The organism is Corallococcus sp. CA041A (assembly GCF_003612075.1).
In the GTDB taxonomy this organism is placed as follows: Bacteria; Myxococcota; Myxococcia; order Myxococcales; family Myxococcaceae; genus Corallococcus; species Corallococcus exiguus.
This window is the reverse complement of record NZ_RAWF01000172.1, coordinates 1-21492: the sequence shown is the minus strand read 5'-3', so window position 1 is coordinate 21492 and position 21492 is coordinate 1. Positions and strand designations below refer to the sequence as shown.

The following is a 21492-nucleotide window of genomic DNA, read 5'->3' as shown; positions in this document are numbered from 1 at the left end:
GGGGGCGGGCACGGGAGCCCGCTCGAGGTCGATCCAGTGGCGCTGCCGCTGGAAGGGATACGTAGGAAGGGTGACGCGCTGGCGCTGCTCGTCGGCGTGGAAGGCCCGCCAGTCCAGGGCCACGCCCCGGCGCCAGAGCTGGCCCGCGGCGGTCAGGAGGGCGCTCCAGTCCGCGGCATCGCCGGTGGACTCGCCCAGGGAGGCGAACACCCGCGAGCGCTGGTCGGCCGTGGCCTGCTGCCGCGCCAGCGTGGCGAGCGTCACGCGCGGGCCCACCTCCAACATCAGGTGGTCGCCCTTGTCCCAGAGCGTGCGCAGCGCGGGGGAGAAGCGGACCGTGTCGCGCAGGTGCCGCGCCCAGTACTCAGGGGACGTCGCCTCGGAGTCCTTCAGCCACGTGCCCGTCGCGGTGGAGACGATGGGGATGCGCGGTGCGGACAGGCGCATGCCCTTCACCGTCTCCAGGAAGGGCGCCACCGCGGCGTCCATCATGGGCGAGTGGAATGCGTGCGACGTCTGGAGCATCCGGCACGCGGTGCCCTCCGCCTCCAGCGCGGCCTGGAGCCGCTGCACGGCCTCCGTGGGGCCGGACACCACGCACAGGCGGGGCCCGTTGTCCGACGCGATGGCCATTCCGTCCGTCAGCTTGGGGGCCACCGCTTCGGCGGACAGGCGCACCGACAGCATGCTGCCCGGCGCCTGCGCCTGCATGAGCTGGCCGCGCTTCGCCACCAGGTGCAGCGCGTCCTCCAGCGTGAAGACGCCCGCGAGGCACGCGGCGACGAACTCGCCCACGCTGTGGCCCACGAGCGCGCCCGGCCGCACGCCCCAGCTCCACCAGAGCTGCGCGAGCGCGTACTCCACCGTGAAGAGGGCCGCCTGCGCGAACGACGTCTGGCGCAGCGTCTCCGCGGCCTCGGGAGACTCCGGGTCCTTCGGGAAGAGCACCTCGCGCAGGTCGCGCCCGAGCAGCGGCTTGAGCACCTCCGCGCACGCATCCACCGTGGCGCGGAAGGCCGGCGCGTGGCGGTACAGCCCGTGCGCCATGTCTGGGTGCTGCGAACCCTGTCCCGGGAAGAGGAACGCGACGGGCGGCGTGGACTCCAGCGCGGAGGCCTCCGGCTCGGCCGCCGTCAGCGCCCGCACCGCTTCCTCATGGGTGCCCGCCACCACGGCGCGGCGGAACGGGAACGCCTTGCGGCCCGTGGCCAGCGTGTGCGCCACGTCCGCGAGCGAATCCTCCGGATGCGCCTGGAGGTGCGCGGCCAGCCGCAGCGCCGCCTGCGTCACGGCCGCGGGCGTCTTCGCGGACAGCGTGAGGAGCTGGCGCGGCTTCGACGGGCCGGAGGCGGGACGCTCCGGGGCCTCCTCCACCACGACGTGCGCGTTGGTGCCGCCCACGCCGAACGAGCTCACCCCCGCGCGCAGGGGGCCGGTGCCCTCCGGCCACGCGGAGCGCTTCGCCTGCACGAAGAAGGGGCTGCGCGGGAAGTCGATTTTCGGGTTGGGCGTCTGGAAGTGCAGCGTCGGCGGCAGCTCGCGGTGCTTCAGCGAGAGCACGGTCTTCAAGAGGCCCGCCACGCCCGCCGCGGCGGTCAGGTGGCCGAAGTTGCTCTTCACCGAACCGATGGCGCAGAAGCCCGTGTCGGAAGTGTGCGCGCGGAACGCCTGCGACAGCGCCTCCACCTCGATGGGGTCGCCCAGCGGCGTCGCCGTGCCGTGCGCCTCCACGTAGCGGATGGTGCGCGGGTCGATGCCCGCGTTCGCGTGCGCCGTGGCGATGGCGGTGGCCTGGCCCTCCACGCCCGGCGCCGCGAAGCTCACCTTGGCCGCGCCGTCGTTGTTGATGCCCACGCCGCGCAGCACCGCGTGGATGACGTCGCCGTCCGCCTGCGCGTCCGACAGGCGCTTGAGCACCACCGCGCCCAGGCCGTCGCTGAAGAGGGTGCCGGTGGCGTTCGCGTCGAAGGGGCGGCAGTGCCCGTCCTGGGAGAGCATGCCGCCCTCCTGGTACAGGTGGCCGGACTTCTGCGGCACCGTCACGGACGCGCCGCCCGCCAGCGCCACGTCACACTGGTGCGTCTGGAGCGCCCAGAAGGCCTGCGCTACAGCGACCAGCGACGTGGAGCACGCGGTGTTGAGCGACAGCGCGGGCCCGCGCAGGTCCAGCTTGTGCGCGACGCGGGTCGCCACGTAGTCCTTCTCGTTGGCCACCATCGCCTGGAAGGCGCCCACCCGGCCCACGATGTCCTGCCGGGGCAGCACGTGCAGCGGCTGGTAGCTGTTGTTGTGCGTGCCCGCGAAGACGCCGACGAGGCCGGGGTACGTCTCCGGCACGCAGCCGGCGGACTCCAGCGCCTCCCACGCCGTCTCCAGGAACAGGCGCTGCTGCGGATCCATCACCTGCGCTTCCTTCGGCATGATGCCGAAGAAGGCCGCGTCGAACAGCTCCACGCCCTCCAGGGTGCCGCGCGCCCGCACGTACTCGGGGGCGTCGCGCTCGGCGGCGGGCACGGACGGGTCCACCTCCTCGCGCGTGAAGGTGGAGACGGACTCCACGCCGCCCACCAGGTTCTTCCAGAACGTCTCGATGTCGGGCGCGCCCGGGAAGCGGCCTGCCATGCCGATGATGGCCACCGGCTCCGCGCCGCCCGCCGCCTGCTGACGCTTCGCCTGCCGCGCCTCCGCCAGTTGCTTGAGCGACGGACGCGACGCATCCCCCGTCAGCACCGCCGCCAGCTGCGCCACCGTGGGGGACTGGAACAGCTGGACGATGGGGATCTCCAGCCCATGCGCCTGCCGCAGCCGCGCCACGCACTGGAGCGCGAGCAGCGAGTTGCCACCCAGCTCGAAGAAGCTGTCGTGCACGCCCACCCGGTCGATGCGGAGCAGCTGCGCCCACGCGTCCGCGAGCGTGCGCTCCAGCGGCGAGCGCGGCGCGACGAACGCCTGCTGCAGCTCCGGCCGCGTGGGCAGCGGGGCGGGCAGGCTCCGGCGATCAATCTTGCCGCTGGGCGTGCGAGGCAGGGCGTCCATCACCACGAACGCGGAGGGCACCATGTAGTCCGGCACCCGCGTGGACAGGTGGCGCCGCAGCGTCCCGGCCGCGTGCTCCAGCGTGCCGTCCGGGACGACGTAGGCCACCAGCCGCTTGTCGCCGGGCACGTCCTCGCGCGCCACCACCGCCACCTGCTTCACCGCGGGGTGGCTGCCCAGCGCGACTTCAATCTCGCCCAGCTCGATGCGGTAGCCGCGCACCTTCACCTGGCCGTCGATGCGGCCGAGGAACTCCACGTTGCCGTCCGGCAGCACGCGCGCCAGGTCGCCCGTCTTGTAAGCGCGCTCGCTGGTGCCGGGCTTGAGCGGGTGCGGCACGAAGCGCTCCGCCGTCAGCGCCTCGCGGTGCAGGTAGCCCTTCGCCAGGCACACGCCCGCGAGGAACAGCTCGCCGGACTCACCCTGCGGCACGGGCTTCTTCTGCTCGTCCAGCACCAGCAGCTCGCAGCCGTCCACCGCCATGCCAATGGGCGGCAGCGCGGGCCACGTGTCGGGCGAGCCCCGGAGCACGTAGCTGGAGACGACGTGCGTCTCCGACGGGCCGTAGTGGTTGTGCAGCGCGCAGCCCGGCAGCGCGGCGAAGAACGCGCGCAGGTGGTGCGTCACCTGGAGCTGTTCGCCCGCGGTGACGACCTCGCGCAGGGTGGGCGGCACCTTCTGGTGCGAGGTGGCGATCTCCGCCAGGTTCTGCAGCGCGATGAAGGGCAGGAACAGCCGCTCCACGCGCTCGTCCGCCAACAGCTGCAACAGCAGCACGGCGTCCAGCCGCAGCGCGTCCCGCACCAGCACCAGCGTTCCGCCGGAGCACCAGGTGCCGAACAGCTCCTGGAACGACACGTCGAAGGACAGCGGGGAGAACTGCAGCGTGCGCGTGCCCGGCCCCGCGATGGACTGCCCCAGCTGCCACGCGATGAGGTTGGCGAGCGGCCGGTGTCCCATGGCCACGCCCTTGGGCGTGCCCGTGGAGCCGGACGTGTAGATGGCGTACGCCAGCCCCTCCAGGCTGGACGCGTCCACCGGCGATGCCGGGGCCTCCGGGGCGAAGAGGGCAGGGGATTCATCCAGGCACAGCACCGGGCCCGCGAAGGCAGGCAGCCCCGCGCGCAGCTTCGCCTGGGTGAGCAGCACCGGCGCCTTCGCGTCCTCCAACATGAAAGCCAGACGTGGCGCGGGATAGGCCGGGTCCAATGGCAGATACGCGCCGCCTGCCTTGAGCACGGCCAGCACCGCCACCACCATCTCCACCGAGCGCTCCAGGCACACGCCCACGAGCACGTCCGTGGTGACGCCCAGGCCCCGCAGGTGGTGCGCGAGCTGGTTGGAGCGACGGTCCAGCGCCGCGTACGTCAGCCCCGCGCCTTCGAACCGGACCGCCTCGGCGTCAGGCGTCCGGGACGCCTGCGCGGTGAAACGCGCCACCACTGTCTGCATGAGCGCTGCGTCCACGGACTTATCCCCCGGGTCCATCAGACCGTCAGGTACCGAGCGTTTGAGATTGAAGAGAATGGGAAAGACGGGCCAATCCGGGCACGCAGCATGCCATGCCTGGAAAGGAATGATCGCGTCTGGGCAGATTCCTTACATCCGGCCGACCCCTCGGCCGCTCCCCAGCCGCCACATTCAGAGAAAGCGCGAGAAGAACGCCAACACCCTGCGTGGATATTCTTCGGGAGAGGCCTGGAGGTAGCTTTCGTGCCCCGCACCCGGCACGCGCCACTTCTCCCACGGGCCTTGACCCTGGCGAAGCAGGTTTTCCAGGGCTGCGTCCGGCACCCATGGATCCGAATCGCCCGCCACCAGCAGGACGGGGCGACCCGCGAGCGCGGCCATGTCCCGCGCGGGTTGCACGGCGTTCACGTCCACGCCCGCGCGCTTCATCACCCCCAGCGCCGGCCACAGGCCCAGGGGTCCCCAGTGTCCCAGCTCGTCCTGGAGCGCCTGCGCGGGCGCCACGGCCGCGGCCTCCACCACCACGGCCTTGATGCGCGGATCCTCCGCCGCGGCCTTCAACACCGAATAGCCCCCCAGGGAGAACCCGAGCGCACCGATGCGCTTCGCGTCCACCTCTGGCTGGAGCGCGGCGAAGTCCACCGCCGCCCGCACCTGGGTCGCCTCGCGGTCGCCATAGGTGGACACGGTTCCGCTGCTCTCGCCGTGCGCGCCCAGGTCGAAGAGCACCAGCCCGTACCCGGCCCGGGCCAGGAACCGCGCCTCGGGCAACAGCTGCGTGCGGTTGCCTGACAGCCCATGGACCAGGACGACGAGCGCCCCGTCGCGCGGAGGCAGGTACCAGCCCTTGAGCTGGAGGCCGTCGCGGTCCTGGAACGCCACGTCGCGCAGGCCGGCGAACTCCGCTTCCTGGGGAGGACTGCCCACTGGTTGCCGGGGCGGGTGCACCTCCTGGGAGATGTATCGCGCGCTGCGCACCGCGACCCAGGCGGCCATCGCCAGCAGGGCCACGCCTCCCAGCAGAAGCCCGGCGACGAGCGGACGCTTCACGCGGACTCCCGGGCCACCCAGGCGTCGAGCTTCGCCTCGAGCACGTCCAGCGGCAGCGAGCCCGTCAGCAGCACCTCGTCGTGGAAGGCCTTCACGTCGAAGCGCGTCCCCAGCGCGGCCTCTGCCTTGTCTCGCAGCGCGCGGATGCGCAGCTGGCCGACCTTGTACGCCAGCGCCTGCCCGGGCCACGCGATGTAGCGGTCCACCTCGTTGGTGACGTCCAGCTCCTGGCGCGGCGCGTTCTCCATGAAGAAGTCCAGCGCCTGCTTCCGCGTCCAACGCTTCGCGTGCAGGCCGGTGTCCACCACCAGCCGCACCGCGCGCCACATCTCGTAGGCCAGCTGGCCGAACTTGTCGTGCGGGTCGTCGTACAGGCCCAGCTCGTCGCCCAGGGACTCGCTGTACAGCGCCCAGCCTTCATCGAAGGCCACGTAGGACGTGAAGCGGCGGAAGGCCGGCACGTCCGTCTGCTCGTTGGCGAGGCACACCTGGAAGTGGTGGCCGGGCACGGCCTCGTGCAGCGTCAGGGGCACCATCTCCCAGACGGGCCGCGTCTCCGGCCGGTAGAGGTTCACCTGGAAGGTGCCCGGGCGCGAGCCGTCCGCGGCGGCCGGGAAGTAGAAGCCCGTCGTCACGTCCGGGGCCATGGCCTCCGCGATGGGTTCGACCACGTAGGGGGTCTTCGGCATCGTCCGGAACAGCCGCGGGAGCAGCGGATCAATGCGGCGGGCCAGCGTCCGGTAGCGCGCGAGCAGCGACTCGCCGGTGGGCTCGTAGAAGCGCGTCTCCGTGCGCAGCGTGTCGAAGAAGCCCTGGAGCGTGCCGGTGAAGCCCGTGCGCGCCATCACCGCGTCCATCTCCGCGCGCAGCCGCTGGACCTCCGTCAGGCCCACCGCGTGGATCTCCTCCGGCGTCATCCGCGTCGTCGTGTGCCGGCGCGCGAGCACCGTGTACAGCGCTTCACCGTCCGGGAACTGCCACACGCCCACCGTCTCTGGCGCGGCGGGCAGGTACTCCGTGGTGACGAAGTCCAGGGCGCGCTTCAGCGCGGGCACCACGGTGTTCGCGATGGCGTCGCGGCCCGCCTGCGCAAGCCTCCGTGCGTCCTCCGGCGTGAAGTCCTTGGGCAAGCGGGTGAAGGGACTGAAGAAGCCGCTCTGCGTGGCATCCTTCACCACCTGCCGCTCCAGCTGCGGCGGGATGCGCTGGAGCACGATGCGCGGGTGGATGCGGTGCTGGCGCATGCCCTCGCGCATCAGCGCCACCACCTGATCCGCGTAGGCGCCGAAGCCCTCCAGTCGCTTCACCCAGTCCTCGTAGTCCCGCACCGTCTCGAAGCGCAGGGTGTCCGCGAGCTGGTACGCCGTCTGGAGCCCCGGCGGCTGCTTGAGCCCCTCCGGCAGGCCTCCCATCTGGTTGAGGGGCAGGAGGTGGCTCTTCACCCCGTACTCTTCCAGCCACGTCTCGTGCATCCGGCGGAAGAGGTCCAGGTGCAGCCGGTCCGCGTCGCTGTCCAGCGCGGCGCGGTCCACGTCCTGGAGCCTGCGCAGCACGGCGTGGCTGTGCTGGTGATCCGCTTCCAGCGCCGTGAGGCTCAGGTCATCCCAGCGGTCATTCCAGCGCCGGTCCCCCAGGAGCGACGCGTAGGTGGGGTACTGCTGGAGCGAGTACTGCCACTCCGCTTCCAGCAGGGTGTGCAGCGAAGCGGACGCGGCGCCGCGCTGGGGGACGGACTGGGATGACATGGACGGACTCCGGCGTGGAAACCGCGGCTAGACGAACAGAGAAGGATCGAACTCGTCCACGTTGACCGGCAGCAGCCGGGGCAGGGGGCGCTGGAACACGCGGGCGTTGAGCTCCAGGTCGACGACCTTCAGGCCCAGCGGGGTGAGATCGCGGAATTTCTGGCTCACGTACTCGCGCAGGCCCAGCACGGCGACCTGGCGTTTCTCTTCGAGCAGGGGCTTGAGCGCCTCCGCGAAGTCCGCGCCGTCGTGGCTGGCCAGGCCGACCGCCGCCTGCGGACGCTGGGTGCGGATGTTCTCCAGGAGCTTGAGGATGCCCAGGTCCACGACCTTCTGGTCCGGACGGCCGTGCAGCAGCGCCACTTCACAGCCCGCGGACTTCAGCGCGCGCACGAAGCCAATCATCGCGTCCGGCAGCTGCTCACCCCGAGAGTTGAGCACCACCACGCAGCGCACCGGCTTGGGGAAATATGTGTCGCAGAAGGCGACGAGCCGGTCGAACTGCACCCGGTCCTGCGGCTCGGGCTTGCGCCCGACGATGTTGGAGACGGCCCAATCGACGTTCTCGGCGTCGATGAGGACGTAGGATGCGGCGGCGGGGCGGACGGATTGCATGGCGGGCACAATACGCGGGCTGCCGGCCGTTGGGGGTTTTCATCGACCCAGGCGAATTCGTTGGAACTCCTCGCGCAACAGCTCTGACACACGCCGCACCCGGGGAATATCCAGCGCGGATTTCGCGCACACCAGGTGGGTCTGACTCCGGGAGAAGGGCCCCAGGTCCACGTCCAGAGGGACGAGGCGCGAGGGGCGGGTGAAGCGGTGCGCCATGCGCGCCATCACCATCGCGCCCAGGCCCGCCTCCGCCGCCGCGACCAGCACCAGGTAGTTGTCCGCGGTGAATGACGGACTGAAGCCGGGGATCATCGACTCCAGTTGGGGGTTGGGCGGGACGGCTTCGAAGGGGGGCGCCCAGGCCACCCAGGGCAGCTGCTGGAGCGATAGCTTCTTCGGCAGCCGGGCCTTCAGGGCCTTGGACACGAAGACGGCGTTGGGGACCTCCAGCGTGTCCACGAGCTTCAGGTCCGCGCTGGTGGGAGGCCGTCCGCGCAGCGCGAGGTCCGCCTCACCGCGCCCCAGGTCCAGGTATTGAATCTGGGATTGCACCTCCAGGCGCAGGCCCGGGTGCTTCTGGGAGACGAAGGCGGCGAAGGGGGCCAGGAAGTCGAAGCTCATGTAGGGCGTGGCCGTCACGCGCACGATGCCCCGGGGCGAGCTGTCCGCGGACTCCGCCGCGCGGTGCAGCTCCCCGGCCCACTCCGCCATCTTCTTCGTGGGCACGAGCAACCGCTCTCCCGCGGACGTGAGCGCCGCGCCATCCACGCTCCGGCGGAACAGCGCGGAGCCCACCGCGTACTCCAGCGCGGCCAGCCGCCGGCTCACCGTGGGTTGTCCGATGCGCAGCCTCCGCGCGGCCCCGCTGAAGCTGCCCGTCTCCGCGATGGCGAGGAACAGCCGGGCGTCGTCCCAGGAGATATCCATGAATGGATGGCATCATGCCGATTTCGCGGATTCCCATCCATGAGCGCATCGCGCATCGTGCCGCCTGTCCCGAACGCCCGGTGCCTCGCGCCGGAAGGAAGAAGGTGTCCGTCATGAAGTCCTCCCTGCTCGCGCTCTGCCTCTGTGTCGCTGGGTTCGCCACTGGCTGCGCCACGTCCTCGCACGGCGTCCAGAAGTCCACGCTCGGCGTGACGCGGCCGGCGGACGCGCTGCTCGCGGAGCTGGACGTGCCCGGGCCGGTGGAACTGGAGACCGTCACCTCGTGCGACTGGGCCGTGGACCGAAGCGGCCTCATCAACCTGGACCACCCGACGGCGAAGGCAGCGCACCTGGAGGACGGGGACGAGCCCGTGCAGGTCTTCTTCCACGCGATTCGTCATCCCACGAAGGGCATGTACATCGTGGACACCGGCGTGGAGACGGCGCTGCGGGACGCGCCGGACCGCTCGGCGCTGGGCGGCATCATCACGAGCGCGATGCACATGGAGAAGATGACGGTGCTGGCGCCGCTGGGCGAGTGGCTGGCGAAGCAGCCCCAGCCGCTCTCTGGCGTCTTCCTCACGCACCTGCACCCGGACCACATCAGCGGCATGGCGGACGCACCGGCGGGGACGCCCGTGTACACCGGCCCGGGTGAGGCGGGCCTCCGCGCCTTCCGGAACCTGGTGGTGCAGGGCGCCACGGACCGCGCGCTGGAGGGCAAGCCGGCGCTGTCGGAGTGGAACTACACGGCCGACCCGAAGGGCCTCTTCGACGGCGCGGTGGACGTCTTCGGGGACGGCTCCGTGTGGGCTCTCTGGGTGCCGGGGCACACGCCGGGCAGCACCGCGTACCTCGTGCGCTCCACGAAGGGGCCGGTGCTGCTGTTGGGCGACGCCAGCCACACGCGCTGGGGCTGGGAGCACGACGTGGAGCCGGGCTCCTTCACGGACGACGGGCCCCGGGGCGTGGAGAGCTTCAAGAAGCTGCGCGCCTTTGTCGCGGCGCACCCGGCGGTGGAGGTGCGCTTCGGCCACCAGCACTGAGGCGTTCTGCTCCCCGGAACGCGCGGCGGTAGGCGAGGGGGCTGGTGGTGACGAAGCGCTGGAAGTGTTCGCGGAAAGAGGTGGGCGAGCCGAAGCCCACTTCTTCAGCGACGGCCTCCACGGACTGCTCGGTGGTCTCCAGCAGGTACTGGGCGCGGCGCACGCGGGCGTGGAGGAGCCACTGGAGGGGCGTGGTGCCGGTCTGCTCCCGGAAGCGGCGGCTCAAGGTGCGCTCGCTCATCGCCGCCTTCCGGGCGAGGGCTGGGAGCGTCAGTGGCCGGTCCAGGTGGTCCTCCATCCAGTGCAGGAGCGGCTCCAGCGACGCGCCTTCGGGGGCGGGAGGCACGTGGGTGATGAACTGGGACTGGCCGCCGTCGCGCTCCAGCGGCATCACGGCCAGCCGCGCAGCGTCCGCCGCCACCGCGGCGCCATGGTCGCGCCGCACCATGTGCAGGCAGAGGTCCAGCCCCGCCGCCGCGCCCGCGGAGGTGAGGAACTGGCCGTTGTCGACGTAGAGGACGTTCGGATCCACCTGGATGGAGGGGAAGCGCCGGGCCAGCTCCTCCGTGGCCATCCAGTGCGTGGTCGCGCGCAGCCCATCGAGCAGCCCTGTCGCGGCCAGGAGGAACGCTCCCGAGCAGATGGACGCGATGCGCGTGCCCCGGCCCGCGGCCGCGCGGAGGACCTTCACGAGCCTGGGCGGCACGGGCCCGGAGACATCCGTGATGCCGGGCAGGATGATGGTGTCCGCGCGCGCCAGGGCGCCCAGGCCATAATGGGTCTTCACCCGGAACGCGCCCGCGTGGACCTCCGGCGTCAGTCCGCAGACGCGGACCTGATAGCCGGGGCCGCCGAAGGGCAGCCGCACATGGCGGAAGACCTCGGTGGGAATCGAGAGGTCGAAGGGCACCACTCCGTCCAGCGCGACGATTGCCACGGTGTGCATGTCGGGACGATGCCAGGGCTGGTGGGTTCCCGCCAAGGTAAGTCGTGGCGGGAAGTCGTCGAAAGATGGCGTTTCCGCCACTTACGGTGGGAGTGGGGCCCGTGTCATACGGACGGGGCTTCGTGGCGATGGCCGCCACGGCGTGCCAGGGACGTGTGACGGGGTGTTGATCTACCGCTTGCTGCTCCTGCTGAAGTTCGTGGGCGTGGTGCTCTACGGCGGCGGGCTCGTGGGGGCGCTGGTCGCGACGGAGTCCCGGGACCGCAAGCGCGCGGTGCACGCCATCGCGTCACCGGGGTTGGTGGTGACGTGGACGGCGGGCTACCTGCTCACGCTCCAGTTCAACATCGCATTGACGGAGGCGTGGATCCTGGGCGGGTTGACGCTGTCGCTGGTGTCGCAGCTGGCGCTGGTGGCCATGGCGTCCCGTGAGCGGCGCACGGTGGCGGGGGCACTCTGGGCCGCCGTGCCGTTCTTCTGCGTGTTGGTTCTGATGGTCTTCCGGCCGCGCTGGCCCTGGGTGGACACATGAATGCGCTGAGACAGCTGCGGTGGGTGGCCTTCCTGGAGGGGATGTCCTTCCTGGGGCTGCTCTTCATCGCGATGCCGGTGAAGTACCTGTTCGCTCAGCCCCTGGCGGTGCGGATCACAGGCAGCGTCCACGGGCTGTTGTTCCTGCTCTTCGTGTCCTCACTGTTCCGCGCGGCATCCGAACACGGCTGGACGGCGCGCCGTTCGCTCGCGGTGTTCGGCGCGTCGCTGGTGCCATTCGGGAACTTCGTGTTGGACCGCTCGCTGCGGCGGGAGGAGCAGCGAGCGGAGAGCTCCACACCTACCGCAGCCGGAACGAGCCCTCGGAGATGATCAGCAGCTCCACGCCGGTGGTGGCCTTGGGGCCGAAGGCCACCAGGGTGGCGGTGGCGCCGCCTCGCACCGCGGCGTCATAGGTGGCGAAGGCGTTGACCACCGCGTCCGCGAGCGCCGTGGCGGACGCCTTGCCGGACTGTTCCAGCACCGTGCCCAGCGCGGCTTCGAGCGTCGCGCCCGCCTGCGCGCCTGCATGCACCGCCGAGTCGAAGGCGAGCTGGTTGCTGCTCGTCACCCCCAGCTGGGCCCCCATCACGGTCGCGCTGCCGCCGGTGGCGAGCTGGGTGTTGTAGTTCGCCCAGGCCGTCGCGGCGGCGTTGGCCGCCGTGGCGGAAGAGAGGTTCGCTCGCAGCGACGTGGCGGCGGTGTTCGCCTGTTGCAGCGTCAGGTCGGTGGCGCTCGCGCCCTGGAGCAGGGCCTTCACGGCGGCCTCGGTGGCCCGGGCCTCCAGCGCGGCGGCGGCTCGCACCGACGCGTCCGCGACCGCGATGCCCGCTCCCGAGGACAGCCGCGCGTCCACCGCGATGCGATAGGACACGCTCGCCTCGCGCTCCGCCTGCTGGTCTTGCGCGTCGTTCGCCTGGGGCGTGGCCGCGCGCACCGCCGCGAAGAACGTGTCGTAGGCGCCCACCGCGGACTGTCCGCCGGCATCCAGTGACGCGTCCAACTGCGCGGACGCAGCCAACGACGCGCTGAAGAGCTGCTCCTGCGTGACGGCCACGCCAGCCCGGGCGTACGCCTTGATCCGAGTCGTCTGCGCCGCGCGCACCGCCGCGCTCAACGCCTCCACCGACTCCGCCGCCGTCGCCTTGAGCTGGCCGCGCACCGCCGCCGCCTGCTCCGAGTTCAACCGCGCGCGCAGGTCCACCGTGTCCACGCCTTCCGGCGAGTCCCCGTCCCGCACCATCTGGACGAAGACCTCCGCCTCCAGCGAGGACTCACTCGTGATGGGCGGCGCCGTGCGCGCGTCCTGGCCGGACCGCGGCGTCGTGGAGTCCAGCACCGCGGAGCCCACCGTGGCGGCGGACGCATTCACCGCTTCGATGATCAGCCGCTGCCCCTCGTCGTCCAGCTCCAGCGTGTAGCTGCCATCCGCCGCGACGTCGGCCTCCGCCAGCGTCGTCAGGTCTCCGGACGCCACCACGCGGCTGATCCGCACCGTGGTCGCCGCCGAGACCGTTCCATCCCCGGCCAGCGCGGGCGCGCCGTCGACGAGCCCCTGCGACTGCTGACCGCCTCCGTTGGTGACGTGCCCCCGGACCTTCACCTTGTCGTCGCCGCCACAGGCCGCGAGCATCCAGCACACCAGTGCACCCAGAACCACTTCACCCGCACGACGCTTCTGCATGGATGGGAAACCCCCGGCCGGGCGAAAAGTCGCCTCGGCGTCATGGCCGGAATTACGCACCAGGGGTTCGGCAGGATTCAAGCCGCCGTCAGCTCAGCTTCTCGAGCAGGCTCCGGAGCTCGGCCTGCTCCGCCGCACTCAAGCGACCGAGCCGCGCGCCGAACGCCTCCGACAGCATCGCGAGCCCTTTCGCCGTCACCTTGCGGCCCGCCGGGGTGACCTGCAGCCGGTGCCGCCGCAGGTCCTCGGCGTCAATCTCCCGGCGCAGGAAGCCCGCCGCCTCCAGCCGCTTCACGTACACCGTCACCGTCGGCTTCGGCATGCTCAGCGTCGCCGCCAGCTCGGCCGGGTAGGGGTGCTCCTCCACCTGCGCCAGCACGAACAGCTCCTTCGTGTCCAACCCCAGCCCGGAGATGTCGGGCGAGACACCGGAGATGACCGACATCAGCAGGTTGTAGTTCAGCGACCAGATCTTCGCCGGGTCGATCTTCGACATGAGCCCTTGCGCGGAAATTGGTACAAAATTAAATCAACTCAAGGCTGAACCAATTCGGCCTCCCTGAAACGGTAACACATCCCCAGGAGACTCCATGCCTCTCGACCACTACGTCACGCTCGGCCGCTCCGGCCTGCGCGTGAGCCCGCTGTGCCTTGGTGCGATGACGTTCGGTGAAGACCTTGGCTGGGGCACCAGCGTGGAGGAGTCCCAGCACATCATCGACCGGTTCATCGAACTGGGCGGCAACTTCATCGACACCGCGAACTTCTACACGAAGAGCCATTCCGAGAAGATCATCGGTGACCACGTCGGCAAGCACGCTGCCCGGCGCGACCGCCTGGTCATCGCCACGAAGTTCAGCGGCAACCTCTACCCCGGCGACCCGAACGGGGGCGGCTCCGGCCGCAAGTCCATCATCTCGGCGTGCGAGAACTCGCTCCGCCGCCTGCAGACCGACTACATCGACCTCTACTGGCTGCACAACTGGGACAAGCACACGCCCATGGACGAGACGATGGCCGCGCTCGAGGACCTGGTCCGGGCCGGCAAGGTCCGCTACCTCGGCGTCTCCGACACGCCTGCCTGGAAGGTCGTCGAAGCCAACGTTACCGCGCGCTTCCGGGGCTGGTCGGCCTTCATCGGGTTGCAGATTGAGTACTCGCTGCTCGAGCGCAGCGTGGAGCAGGAGCTGGTCCCCATGGCCCTGGAGCACGGGCTCGGCATCACCCCCTGGTCCCCGCTCAAGAGCGGCGCGCTCAGCGGCAAGTACACCCGCAAGAACGCGGGCCAGCTGAAGGGAGACCGGGGCGCCTTCATCGAGCCCTACCTGAACGAGAAGACCTACACCGTCGTCGACGCGCTCGAGGCCATCGCTCGTGCGCACGAGAGCACCCCGGCGCGCGTGGCGCTGGCCTGGGTCATGGCGAAGCCGGGAGTGGGCTCGACCATCATCGGCGCGCGGCGGATCGCGCAGCTCGAGGACAACCTGAAGGCCGCCGACGTGAAGCTCACGGCCGAGGAGATGGGGCGCCTGGATGAGCTCACGAAGCCCGCGTTCGGGTTCCCGCAGAGCATGGAGCCCATGTTCCCCGCCATCCACAACGGCGGGACGACGGTGAACGGAATCCAGATGCCGGCTTCCCCCTTCGGCGTGGAGAAGAACGACAAGGTCTACTGACCGTCGTCACCGGCGAGGCCGGGGCTTCGTGCCCGGCTTTGCCTCCTCGCGCGCGAACGCCTCCACCACGAAGTCCACGAACACTCGGACGCGAGGCGACAGGTGCCGGCGCTCCGGATAGACGACGAACACATCGGGCCCCGGCGAGTGCACCGCGCCGAGCACGGCCCGCAGCCTTCCGGACGCCAGCGCCTGCGTGGCGACGAACTCCGGGATGCGCGCGATGCCCACGCCCTCCTGCGCCAACGTCAGCAGCGCTTCGTTGTTGTCGGACGCGAAGGGGCCGGGCACGTCCACCTCCTTGCCATCCAGTCGCCACGGGATGCGCTGTCCGCCGCGCAGGTAGGCCAGACACGCATGGCGCTGGAGGTCCGCCACCTTCCGCGGCGTACCGTGCCGGCGCAGGTACGCGGGCGAGGCGCAGATGACGGCGCGAGACTCTCCCAGCCGCCGCCGCACGAGCCGCGTGTCCGCGCTCTCCCCCATGCGCAGCCCCACGTCCACGCGCTCCTCCACCAGGTCGATGAAGCGGTCCGTGAGCCCCAGCGCGCACTGAATCTGGGGATACGCGGCGAGGAACGACGGCAGCCGTGGCACCAGCCAGTGACGGCCCAGGTCCATGGGCGCGGTGACGTGCAGCGGGCCCCTTGGGCCTTTCGACTCGCGCAGCTCTCCCTGCGCCGCCTCCAGCTCCGCCACGATGCGCTGGCCGCGCTCGAAGAGGGACAGCCCCTCCGGTGTCGGCTGGAGCCGCCGCGTGCCTCGCTGGAGGAGCAGCACCCCCAACCGGCCCTCCAGGCGGGCCACCGTCTTGCTGACCGCGGAAGGGGAGACGCCGAGCGCCCGGGCCGCCGCGCTGAAGCTGCCCGTTTCGAGCGTGCGCACGAAGGCGCCCAGCCCTGCGAGCGGCTCCTGGATGAGGGTCATTCGAGAACTCTAGGAACAGGACATGTGCCCGGCAAGCCACTACCCGCCCATGGGGGAACAATGCAGGTTCCCTCCCATTCACGGGAGCGGATCATGAAAGTCTTCGTGTTGGGCGCGACGGGGTACATCGGCGGATCGGTGGCGGCGCGGTTGATGGCGGCGGGGCACCAGGTGGTGGGCACCGCCCGGACGCAGGACAAGGCGAAGGAACTGGAGGCGCGCGGCATCCAGGCGACGGTCGCTTCGTTCGATGACCTGGACGCGCTCGCGCGGCTGGCGAAGGAAGCTGACGCGGTCATCAACGCGGCGTCCGCGGACGAGCGCAAGGTGGTGGAGGCGCTGCTCGCCGCGCTGAAGGGCTCCGGCAAGCACTTCATCCACACCAGCGGCTCCAGCATCGTCGCCACCGACGCGGGCGGCGAGCTGACGGCGGGCGTGCACGACGAGGACACGCCCATCGAGCCCGTCCCGGAGAAGGTGGCGCGCATCTCGTTGGACAAGACGGTGCTGGACGCCGCGAAGGACGGCATCCACACGAACGTCATCTGCCCGTGCCTCATCTACGGCAAGGGCCTGGGGCTGAACCCGGACAGCGTGCAGCTGCCGCCGCTCATCCAGTACGCGCGCGAGACAGGCACGGCGCGCTACATCGGGAAGGGGGAGAACGTCTGGTCCAACGTGCACATCGAGGACCTGGCGGACCTGTACCTCCTGGTGCTGGAGCGCGCGCCGGCCGGCACGTTCTTCTTCGCGGAGAGCGGCGAGGCGAACTTCCGCGACGTGGTGACGGCCATTGGCAAGAGCCTCCACCTGCCCGTGGGCAGCATGCCGCTTCAGGAAGGGGAGAAGCGCTGGGGCGTGGAGCTGGGGCGGCTGGCGCTCGCGTCCAACAGCCGCATCCGCGCGAAGCGGGCCCGCGCGCTGGGCTGGAAGCCGCACCGTCCCTCCGTGTTCGACGTGCTCGCGGAGCTGAAGTAGTCACATGCCCGCGAAGAAGGCCGTGAGCCCGGCGAGGCTCGCGGCCTTCTTCATTCATGCCGGCGTCAGTCCGCCAGCATGAAGCCCACCTTGGCCTTGCGCGCCTGCGCCGGGAAGCTGCGCGCCACCGCGTCCGCCAGGTAGCCGGAGAGGTTGGGGAACACGTAGTCGCGCTCCGCGGCGGTGTTCAGCCCCAGCCACGAGGCCAGCGTCCAGCCGTACTGCTCCACCGTGAGCGTGGGAATCCAACGGCCGCGCTCGTCCGTGGATCCGTCCAGCGAACCGGACAGGTCCAGGTTGGGGAAGGTGCCGTAGAGCCTCTTGCCCGCCACGCGGTTGCCCAGGACGATGGCGTGGCCACCCCAGGCGTGGTCCGTGCCGCTGTCGCCGTTCTCCAGCAGCGTCCGGTTGAAGTCGCTCATGGTGAAGAGCGTGGCCTGCGGCGCGTTGGAGCCGAACGCGGCCTGGGTCTCCAGCAACGTCACCGACTTCTGGAACGCGTCGAGCGCGAAGTCCAGCTGCTCCAGGAGCTTCGGCTGGTCCACGTCCTGGTTCTGGTGCGTGTCGAAGGAGCCGAAGCCCACGGAGAACACCTGACGCTTGAGGCCCAGGCCCGCGTTGCTCACCGGCATGGCGCCCGCCACCAGGTCGCGCACCACCTGGTAGAGCTGCGTGTGCAGCGTCCACTTCACGGTGTCCTCCGGCGGCAGCGTGGGCACGAAGTAGCCCTCGATGGCGTCGCGGGTGGCCTGCGGCAACTGGGCCCACGCCGCGTCGCGCGCGGCGGTGCGGGCGGCGGAGAAGGTCTGCGCCGTGGTGAACACGCCCGCGTAGGCCGTCTCCAGCACGTTGCCATCCTGCACCGTCATCACGTCCGCCAGCGCCGCTTGCTGGAGCAGGTCGAAGTCCGACGCCGGGGTGTTGACGGTGCGGAACGAGAGCGTGCCATCCGGGGCGACCATCATGGGCTTGCGGTCCACGCCCGCGCAGAAGCGCGGCTTGCCTCCGAACGACGTCACCTCCGGGTAGTCCGGCGGCGTGCTGGTGTTGAGCACGTGGAGCTTGTCCGCCGTGCGGCCACCCCAGCCCGTCACCTTGATGTCGGAGGTGACGGTGCTGGAGCCAGGGTTGGCCAGCGCGCTCGCCCAGGCGTCCTGCTGGTCGCTGTGGGAGAAGAGGTTCTCCGGAACGGTGGTGCCGCCGGCCAGGTAGTCCGCCTTGGTCAGTGGGAGCACCAGCGGGCCCACGTTGCACACGAACGCGGCGCGGCCCGCCTCGAAGTGCGCGCGCAGCTTCGAAAGCGTCTTGGGCAGCGCGAACGAGCCCGCGGCCAGGTCCGTGGGGTTGATGAGGTCCATCTGGTCCGTCTTCAGACCGATGGTGGGACGGGCGGCCAGGTACTTCGCGTAGGCGTTCGTCTCGCGCGGGATGAGGATGTTGTTGCTGTCATTGCCTCCCAGCAGGAAGACACAGACGGCGACGCGGCTGCCGGAGTAGCCACCGATGGTGGCGGCGTGGGCGTTGCCCACCCAGCGGGGAAGGGCGGCCGCGGCGGCCAGGAATCCCAGGCCCTGCGTGGCGCGCCGGAGGAACTGTCGACGGGTCGTGGTCATGGGGTTCACCGCTGGATCTGGAAGGAGGGGGAGAGGAGCGTCAGGTAGAGCGCCAGCTTCTTCTTGCGGATGAGCGTGTTCGCCCGGCTGTCACCCATCGACGTCAGCAGCTTCTGCTCCAGCTCCGGCGCCATCGTGCCGTGCAGCCAGTAGCGGCCCAGGTACGCGACCAGCTCCGGGTTGGTGGACGGCAAGAGGTCGTAGTCCACGGTGATGCCCGCGTTGGCCGCGCTGTTGGCGTAGAGGAACTCGTGCAGGAAGTTGGCGCGGGCCGTGATGGTGGCCGTGTCCAGGATGGCGAACTCCGGTCCGACCAGGCCGTCCGCGCCCGGCAGCGGCGCGTTGGGCGGGTAGAAGCTGAACACGGAGGGCGGACGGCTCACCCACTGGTTCATCGACTTGCTCCAGTTGCTGAGCTTCAGCCCCGGGTCCTTGGTGGCCGTGTCCAGCGTGGGATCCAACCAGCGGACCACGTTGGTGACGAACAGCGCGGGCGAGCGCAGGTGGCCATAGCCGGGCCTGAGCGCCACGGCCGGCTGGGCGCCGCGCGCCTCGGTGTCCTCCAGGATGGCGCGCACCACCGCCTGGAGATTGCCGCGCGTCCCGGTGCCGTCGTTCTTGAAGACGTTGGCCACGCGCCGGACGTAGTTGGGCGTCGGGTTGCTCGTGACCAGGTGCTGGATGAGCTGCTTGCTGATGAAGGGCGGGACGTTGGCGTCGTTGAAGACGTTGTTCAGCGCCTGCGTCAGATGCGTGGTGCTGTTCCCGCCCGCCGTGGTGGTGACGCCCCGCAGGAGCGTCTGGCTGCTCGTGTCGTGGTTGTTGTCACAGGGCATCAGCGGGTTCTTGTAGTCGGGCGTATTGTTGGCGGCGCCCTTGGCCGGACACCCCGTGGCGTTCCAGGTCCAGCCGGACAGGGCGTGCGCGAAGGCCTTCACCTGCTCCTCGCTGTACGCGCGCTGCCGGTTGCCGCTGGCGTCCAGCAGCGGGGTGCCGTCGTTGTTCAGCTTGTCCGTGCCCAGCGTGAAGAGCTGGAGCATCTCCCGCGCGTAGTTCTCGTTCGGGTCAATGGGGTTGCCGTTCTTGTCGAAGGCGCGGTTGTTCGCCATGTCCAGGTAGCGGCCCATGGCGGGGTCCTTCGTCACGGCCTCCAGCAGCGTGCGGAAGTTGCCGAAGGCGTGCTGCGACAGCAGGTTCATGTACCCCGCGAGCGCCACCTTGGAGTCCGCGTAGGGCGTCTTCGTGGACTCCGGGATGCCGTTCTGGGAGACGACGAGGATCTGACTGAGCGCGAACGCCACGCGCTGGCGGAGCTGATCCTCCCCCGTCACCGCGCGCTGGAAGAACTGCGAGCCCAGGTCCTGGGCGCTCTCCCCGTCGTACGGCGTGGCGGGCTGGAGCGCGAACTGGTCCGTGAGCGACTGGGTGATGCCCACGGACATCACGCGCTCCACGGTGCCCACCGGCGCGGGGGCCACGCCGCGCGCCAGCTTGGGACCGAAGGAGGACTGCTCCAGGAAGCGGATGCTGTTCGCCTCACCGGGCGTCTCCAGGGACTCGGCGGCCTGTTCGGCCCGGCCCAGGACTTCCTGCTGTTCGGGGGGAGGGGACTCTGTTGCGGAGGGCCCTTCAGCCTGTGTGCAGGACGTGGCGCACAGGACGAGGGCCAGGGCGGTGCGACGAAGCATCCGGAACCTCCTGGAGACTGCGGGGGTGATCGACCCCGGAACGCCGGGGCCGCGACGTCGGAAAAGATTCTAAGAGATATGTAAATTCATTGAAAGCGGCTTTTTCTGGTAGTTCCGGAACCATGGGATGCCGGAGGTTTCCCGGGTGGGTGCTCGGGTCCTGGGGCTCAGGTGGTGTAGAGACAACCGGGTGAGTCGTTCCCTGGTCCCCACGCGCCCCGTCTCCACGGCCGCCTTCCATGGCGTGACGCTGGCCTTCTTCACGGGCTCCGCGGCGTGGCTCGTGCGCGAGTCGCGGGAGCTGGGAGGCCGTCCCGGGATGATGGCGCTGGCCGTGGCGGTGGCCGCGGCGGGCCTGGCGCTCGTGGCGCTGGGCGCGCTCGTGGGGCTGCTGCGCGGCGGAAGGCTCCTGGCGCTGCGCTCGCGCGCGGAGATGGGCACCTATGCGCTGGTGCTCGCGACCATGGCCGTGCTGGCGCTGGTGGGCCTGCGGCTCTTCTCGTCGGAGGGCCGGCCCGCGCTCGCCACGTTCTGCCTGGGCGTCGCCGGGTGGCTCGCGGGCGTGGGCCTGCATGGAGTGCCCGCGCTGTTCCTCGGCCCCACGGGCTTCATCGATTCGCTGGGGCGGCGCACGCCGTTCTCCCGGCTGGAGTGGTTCACATTCCAGCGGGAGACGGGCGACCTGCCTCGCGTGCGCCTCCAGGCGGGGCACGGGACGCGGCTGCTGCTGGCCGCTCGGCTCGCGAGCTCGGACGAGGACGCGGTGCGGACCGCGCTCGTCGGGGCGGGCCTTACTTCCCGGCGGAGGTAGCGTCCTTCCACGGGTCTCCGCCCACGCCGAAGGCCTCCAGCTGGAAGGACTGCGTGCCGGAGACGCGCACCAGGCCCAGCACCGGGACGCTGGGGGACCACTGGGCGGTGATGCCTCCGGCGTACGAGTACTCCGACACCGCCAGCTTCTTGCCGGCGAGGGTCTCCGTCGTCGTCCGCAGCGGGTGGGGCCTCCGCTCGGCGCCCGGTTGGTTGAACGGCGCGGGCGTGTCGTTCGGCGGACGGCCGGGCACTCGCAAACGCATGAGCAGCACGCTCTTCGCGCTGAAGCGCTCGCCCTCCACCAGGAAGTCGAAGCCCACGCGTCCGGTGGCGGGGACGTCGAGCTCAATGAGGACCCAGCGGCCACGCTTGCCCTCGTGGCGTCCCGGACCGCCCAGCTTGATCACGAACTCCGGAGGCCCGTCCGGCGACGTGTTCACGTAGCGCGCCCAGCCGCCTTCACGCACGACGAGCGGCAGGCCGAACAGCGCATCCGGTGCGCCGTCCTGCGCCCGCGCGGGCAGGGCCCCCAGGCCCACGAGCAGCAACGCGAGCAGCGTCAGCAGCCGTCCCATGTGTCCCCCGGACTTGTCCGGCGCGGAGCCCCGGACCGATAGTGCTGTTCCCATGCGCCGCCTCCTGTGTCCCGTGTGCACCGCCGTGCTGCTCTCCGCCACGCCGGCCACGTCCGCCGCGCCCGACGCGGGCATCGCTCCCGCCCCGCCCACTACGACGGTGGCCACCTCC

At 70.6% G+C, this 21492-nt stretch carries 18 protein-coding genes; 6 read left to right on the top strand and 12 right to left on the bottom strand.

Features of this window, described 5'->3' with window-relative positions:
• The 5 genes from D7V77_RS27165 to D7V77_RS27145 all read right to left on the bottom strand — a co-directional run.
• Positions 1-4503: polyketide synthase (locus D7V77_RS27165; protein ID WP_158624500.1), on the bottom strand; the 4503-nt coding region annotated here is incomplete at its 3' end.
• Positions 4504-4677: 174 nt separating this feature from the next.
• A complete protein-coding gene (locus tag D7V77_RS27160) occupies positions 4678-5556 on the bottom strand; it encodes an alpha/beta hydrolase (RefSeq protein ID WP_120579209.1) in 879 nt (292 codons plus the stop codon).
• Positions 5553-7301 (bottom strand): DUF885 family protein, encoded by a 1749-nt coding sequence (locus D7V77_RS27155; protein WP_120579208.1) that lies wholly within the window; start codon positions 7299-7301, stop codon positions 5553-5555. The genes D7V77_RS27160 and D7V77_RS27155 overlap by 4 nt, the downstream gene beginning before the upstream one ends.
• Before the next feature lie 27 nt (positions 7302-7328).
• Positions 7329-7916, bottom strand: coding sequence for an NYN domain-containing protein (locus tag D7V77_RS27150; RefSeq protein WP_120579214.1), 588 nt, complete (start codon positions 7914-7916; stop codon positions 7329-7331).
• A 39-nt stretch (positions 7917-7955) separates the two neighbouring features.
• Positions 7956-8843 carry a LysR family transcriptional regulator gene (locus D7V77_RS27145; protein ID WP_120579207.1) on the bottom strand — a complete coding sequence of 296 codons (888 nt, stop codon included), beginning with the start codon at positions 8841-8843 and terminating at the stop codon, positions 7956-7958.
• Positions 8844-8956: 113 nt separating this feature from the next.
• Here D7V77_RS27145 and D7V77_RS27140 point away from each other — a divergent pair, with 113 nt between their 5' ends.
• The gene (locus tag D7V77_RS27140; RefSeq protein ID WP_120579213.1) at positions 8957-9889 is read left to right on the top strand and encodes an MBL fold metallo-hydrolase; all 933 of its coding nucleotides are present in this window, start codon (positions 8957-8959) and stop codon (positions 9887-9889) included.
• Here the strand turns inward: D7V77_RS27140 and D7V77_RS27135 are convergent.
• Positions 9822-10835, bottom strand: a complete 1014-nt coding sequence (locus D7V77_RS27135; RefSeq protein WP_120579206.1) for a GlxA family transcriptional regulator — start codon at positions 10833-10835, stop codon at positions 9822-9824. The genes D7V77_RS27140 and D7V77_RS27135 overlap by 68 nt on opposite strands.
• A 163-nt stretch (positions 10836-10998) precedes the next feature.
• On the opposite strand from D7V77_RS27135, the gene D7V77_RS27130 reads away from it, so the two are divergent.
• Both D7V77_RS27130 and D7V77_RS27125 read left to right on the top strand, forming a co-directional pair.
• Entirely contained in the window at positions 10999-11367 is a 369-nt protein-coding gene (locus D7V77_RS27130; protein ID WP_120579205.1) for a hypothetical protein, read from the top strand.
• The gene (locus D7V77_RS27125) at positions 11364-11699 is read left to right on the top strand and encodes a DUF3817 domain-containing protein (RefSeq protein ID WP_120579204.1); all 336 of its coding nucleotides are present in this window, start codon (positions 11364-11366) and stop codon (positions 11697-11699) included. The genes D7V77_RS27130 and D7V77_RS27125 overlap by 4 nt, the downstream gene beginning before the upstream one ends.
• Here the strand turns inward: D7V77_RS27125 and D7V77_RS27120 are convergent.
• Positions 11668-13050: a hypothetical protein gene (locus D7V77_RS27120; protein WP_126933121.1), complete on the bottom strand. Its 1383-nt coding sequence runs from the start codon at positions 13048-13050 to the stop codon at positions 11668-11670. The two genes, D7V77_RS27125 and D7V77_RS27120, sit on opposite strands and share 32 nt — an antisense overlap.
• 88 nt (positions 13051-13138) lie before the next feature.
• Positions 13139-13546, bottom strand: coding sequence for a MarR family winged helix-turn-helix transcriptional regulator (locus D7V77_RS27115; protein WP_171807564.1), 408 nt, complete (start codon positions 13544-13546; stop codon positions 13139-13141).
• 94 nt (positions 13547-13640) lie between these two features.
• Here D7V77_RS27115 and D7V77_RS27110 point away from each other — a divergent pair, with 94 nt between their 5' ends.
• Positions 13641-14726 (top strand): aldo/keto reductase, encoded by a 1086-nt coding sequence (locus D7V77_RS27110; protein ID WP_120579202.1) that lies wholly within the window; start codon positions 13641-13643, stop codon positions 14724-14726.
• Positions 14727-14732: 6 nt separating this feature from the next.
• Here D7V77_RS27110 and D7V77_RS27105 read toward each other — a convergent pair whose 3' ends face one another.
• The gene (locus D7V77_RS27105) at positions 14733-15653 is read right to left on the bottom strand and encodes a LysR family transcriptional regulator (protein WP_120579201.1); all 921 of its coding nucleotides are present in this window, start codon (positions 15651-15653) and stop codon (positions 14733-14735) included.
• Between the two features lie 93 nt (positions 15654-15746).
• Between D7V77_RS27105 and D7V77_RS27100 the strand changes: the two genes are divergently transcribed.
• Positions 15747-16631 (top strand): NAD-dependent epimerase/dehydratase family protein, encoded by an 885-nt coding sequence (locus D7V77_RS27100; RefSeq protein WP_120579200.1) that lies wholly within the window; start codon positions 15747-15749, stop codon positions 16629-16631.
• A gap of 65 nt (positions 16632-16696) precedes the next feature.
• On the opposite strand, the gene D7V77_RS27095 is transcribed toward D7V77_RS27100, so the two are convergent.
• Both D7V77_RS27095 and D7V77_RS27090 read right to left on the bottom strand, forming a co-directional pair.
• Positions 16697-18244, bottom strand: coding sequence for a DUF1501 domain-containing protein (locus D7V77_RS27095; RefSeq protein WP_120579199.1), 1548 nt, complete (start codon positions 18242-18244; stop codon positions 16697-16699).
• Positions 18245-18249: 5 nt separating this feature from the next.
• Positions 18250-19932: a DUF1800 family protein gene (locus tag D7V77_RS27090; protein ID WP_120579198.1), complete on the bottom strand. Its 1683-nt coding sequence runs from the start codon at positions 19930-19932 to the stop codon at positions 18250-18252.
• 190 nt (positions 19933-20122) lie between these two features.
• Between D7V77_RS27090 and D7V77_RS27085 the strand changes: the two genes are divergently transcribed.
• Positions 20123-20743 carry a hypothetical protein gene (locus tag D7V77_RS27085; protein WP_233597257.1) on the top strand — a complete coding sequence of 207 codons (621 nt, stop codon included), beginning with the start codon at positions 20123-20125 and terminating at the stop codon, positions 20741-20743.
• Here D7V77_RS27085 and D7V77_RS27080 read toward each other — a convergent pair.
• Complete coding sequence (locus D7V77_RS27080; RefSeq protein ID WP_233597256.1) at positions 20724-21374, bottom strand: hypothetical protein; 651 nt, start codon at positions 21372-21374, stop codon at positions 20724-20726. The genes D7V77_RS27085 and D7V77_RS27080 overlap by 20 nt on opposite strands.
• Positions 21375-21492 lie beyond the last annotated feature (118 nt).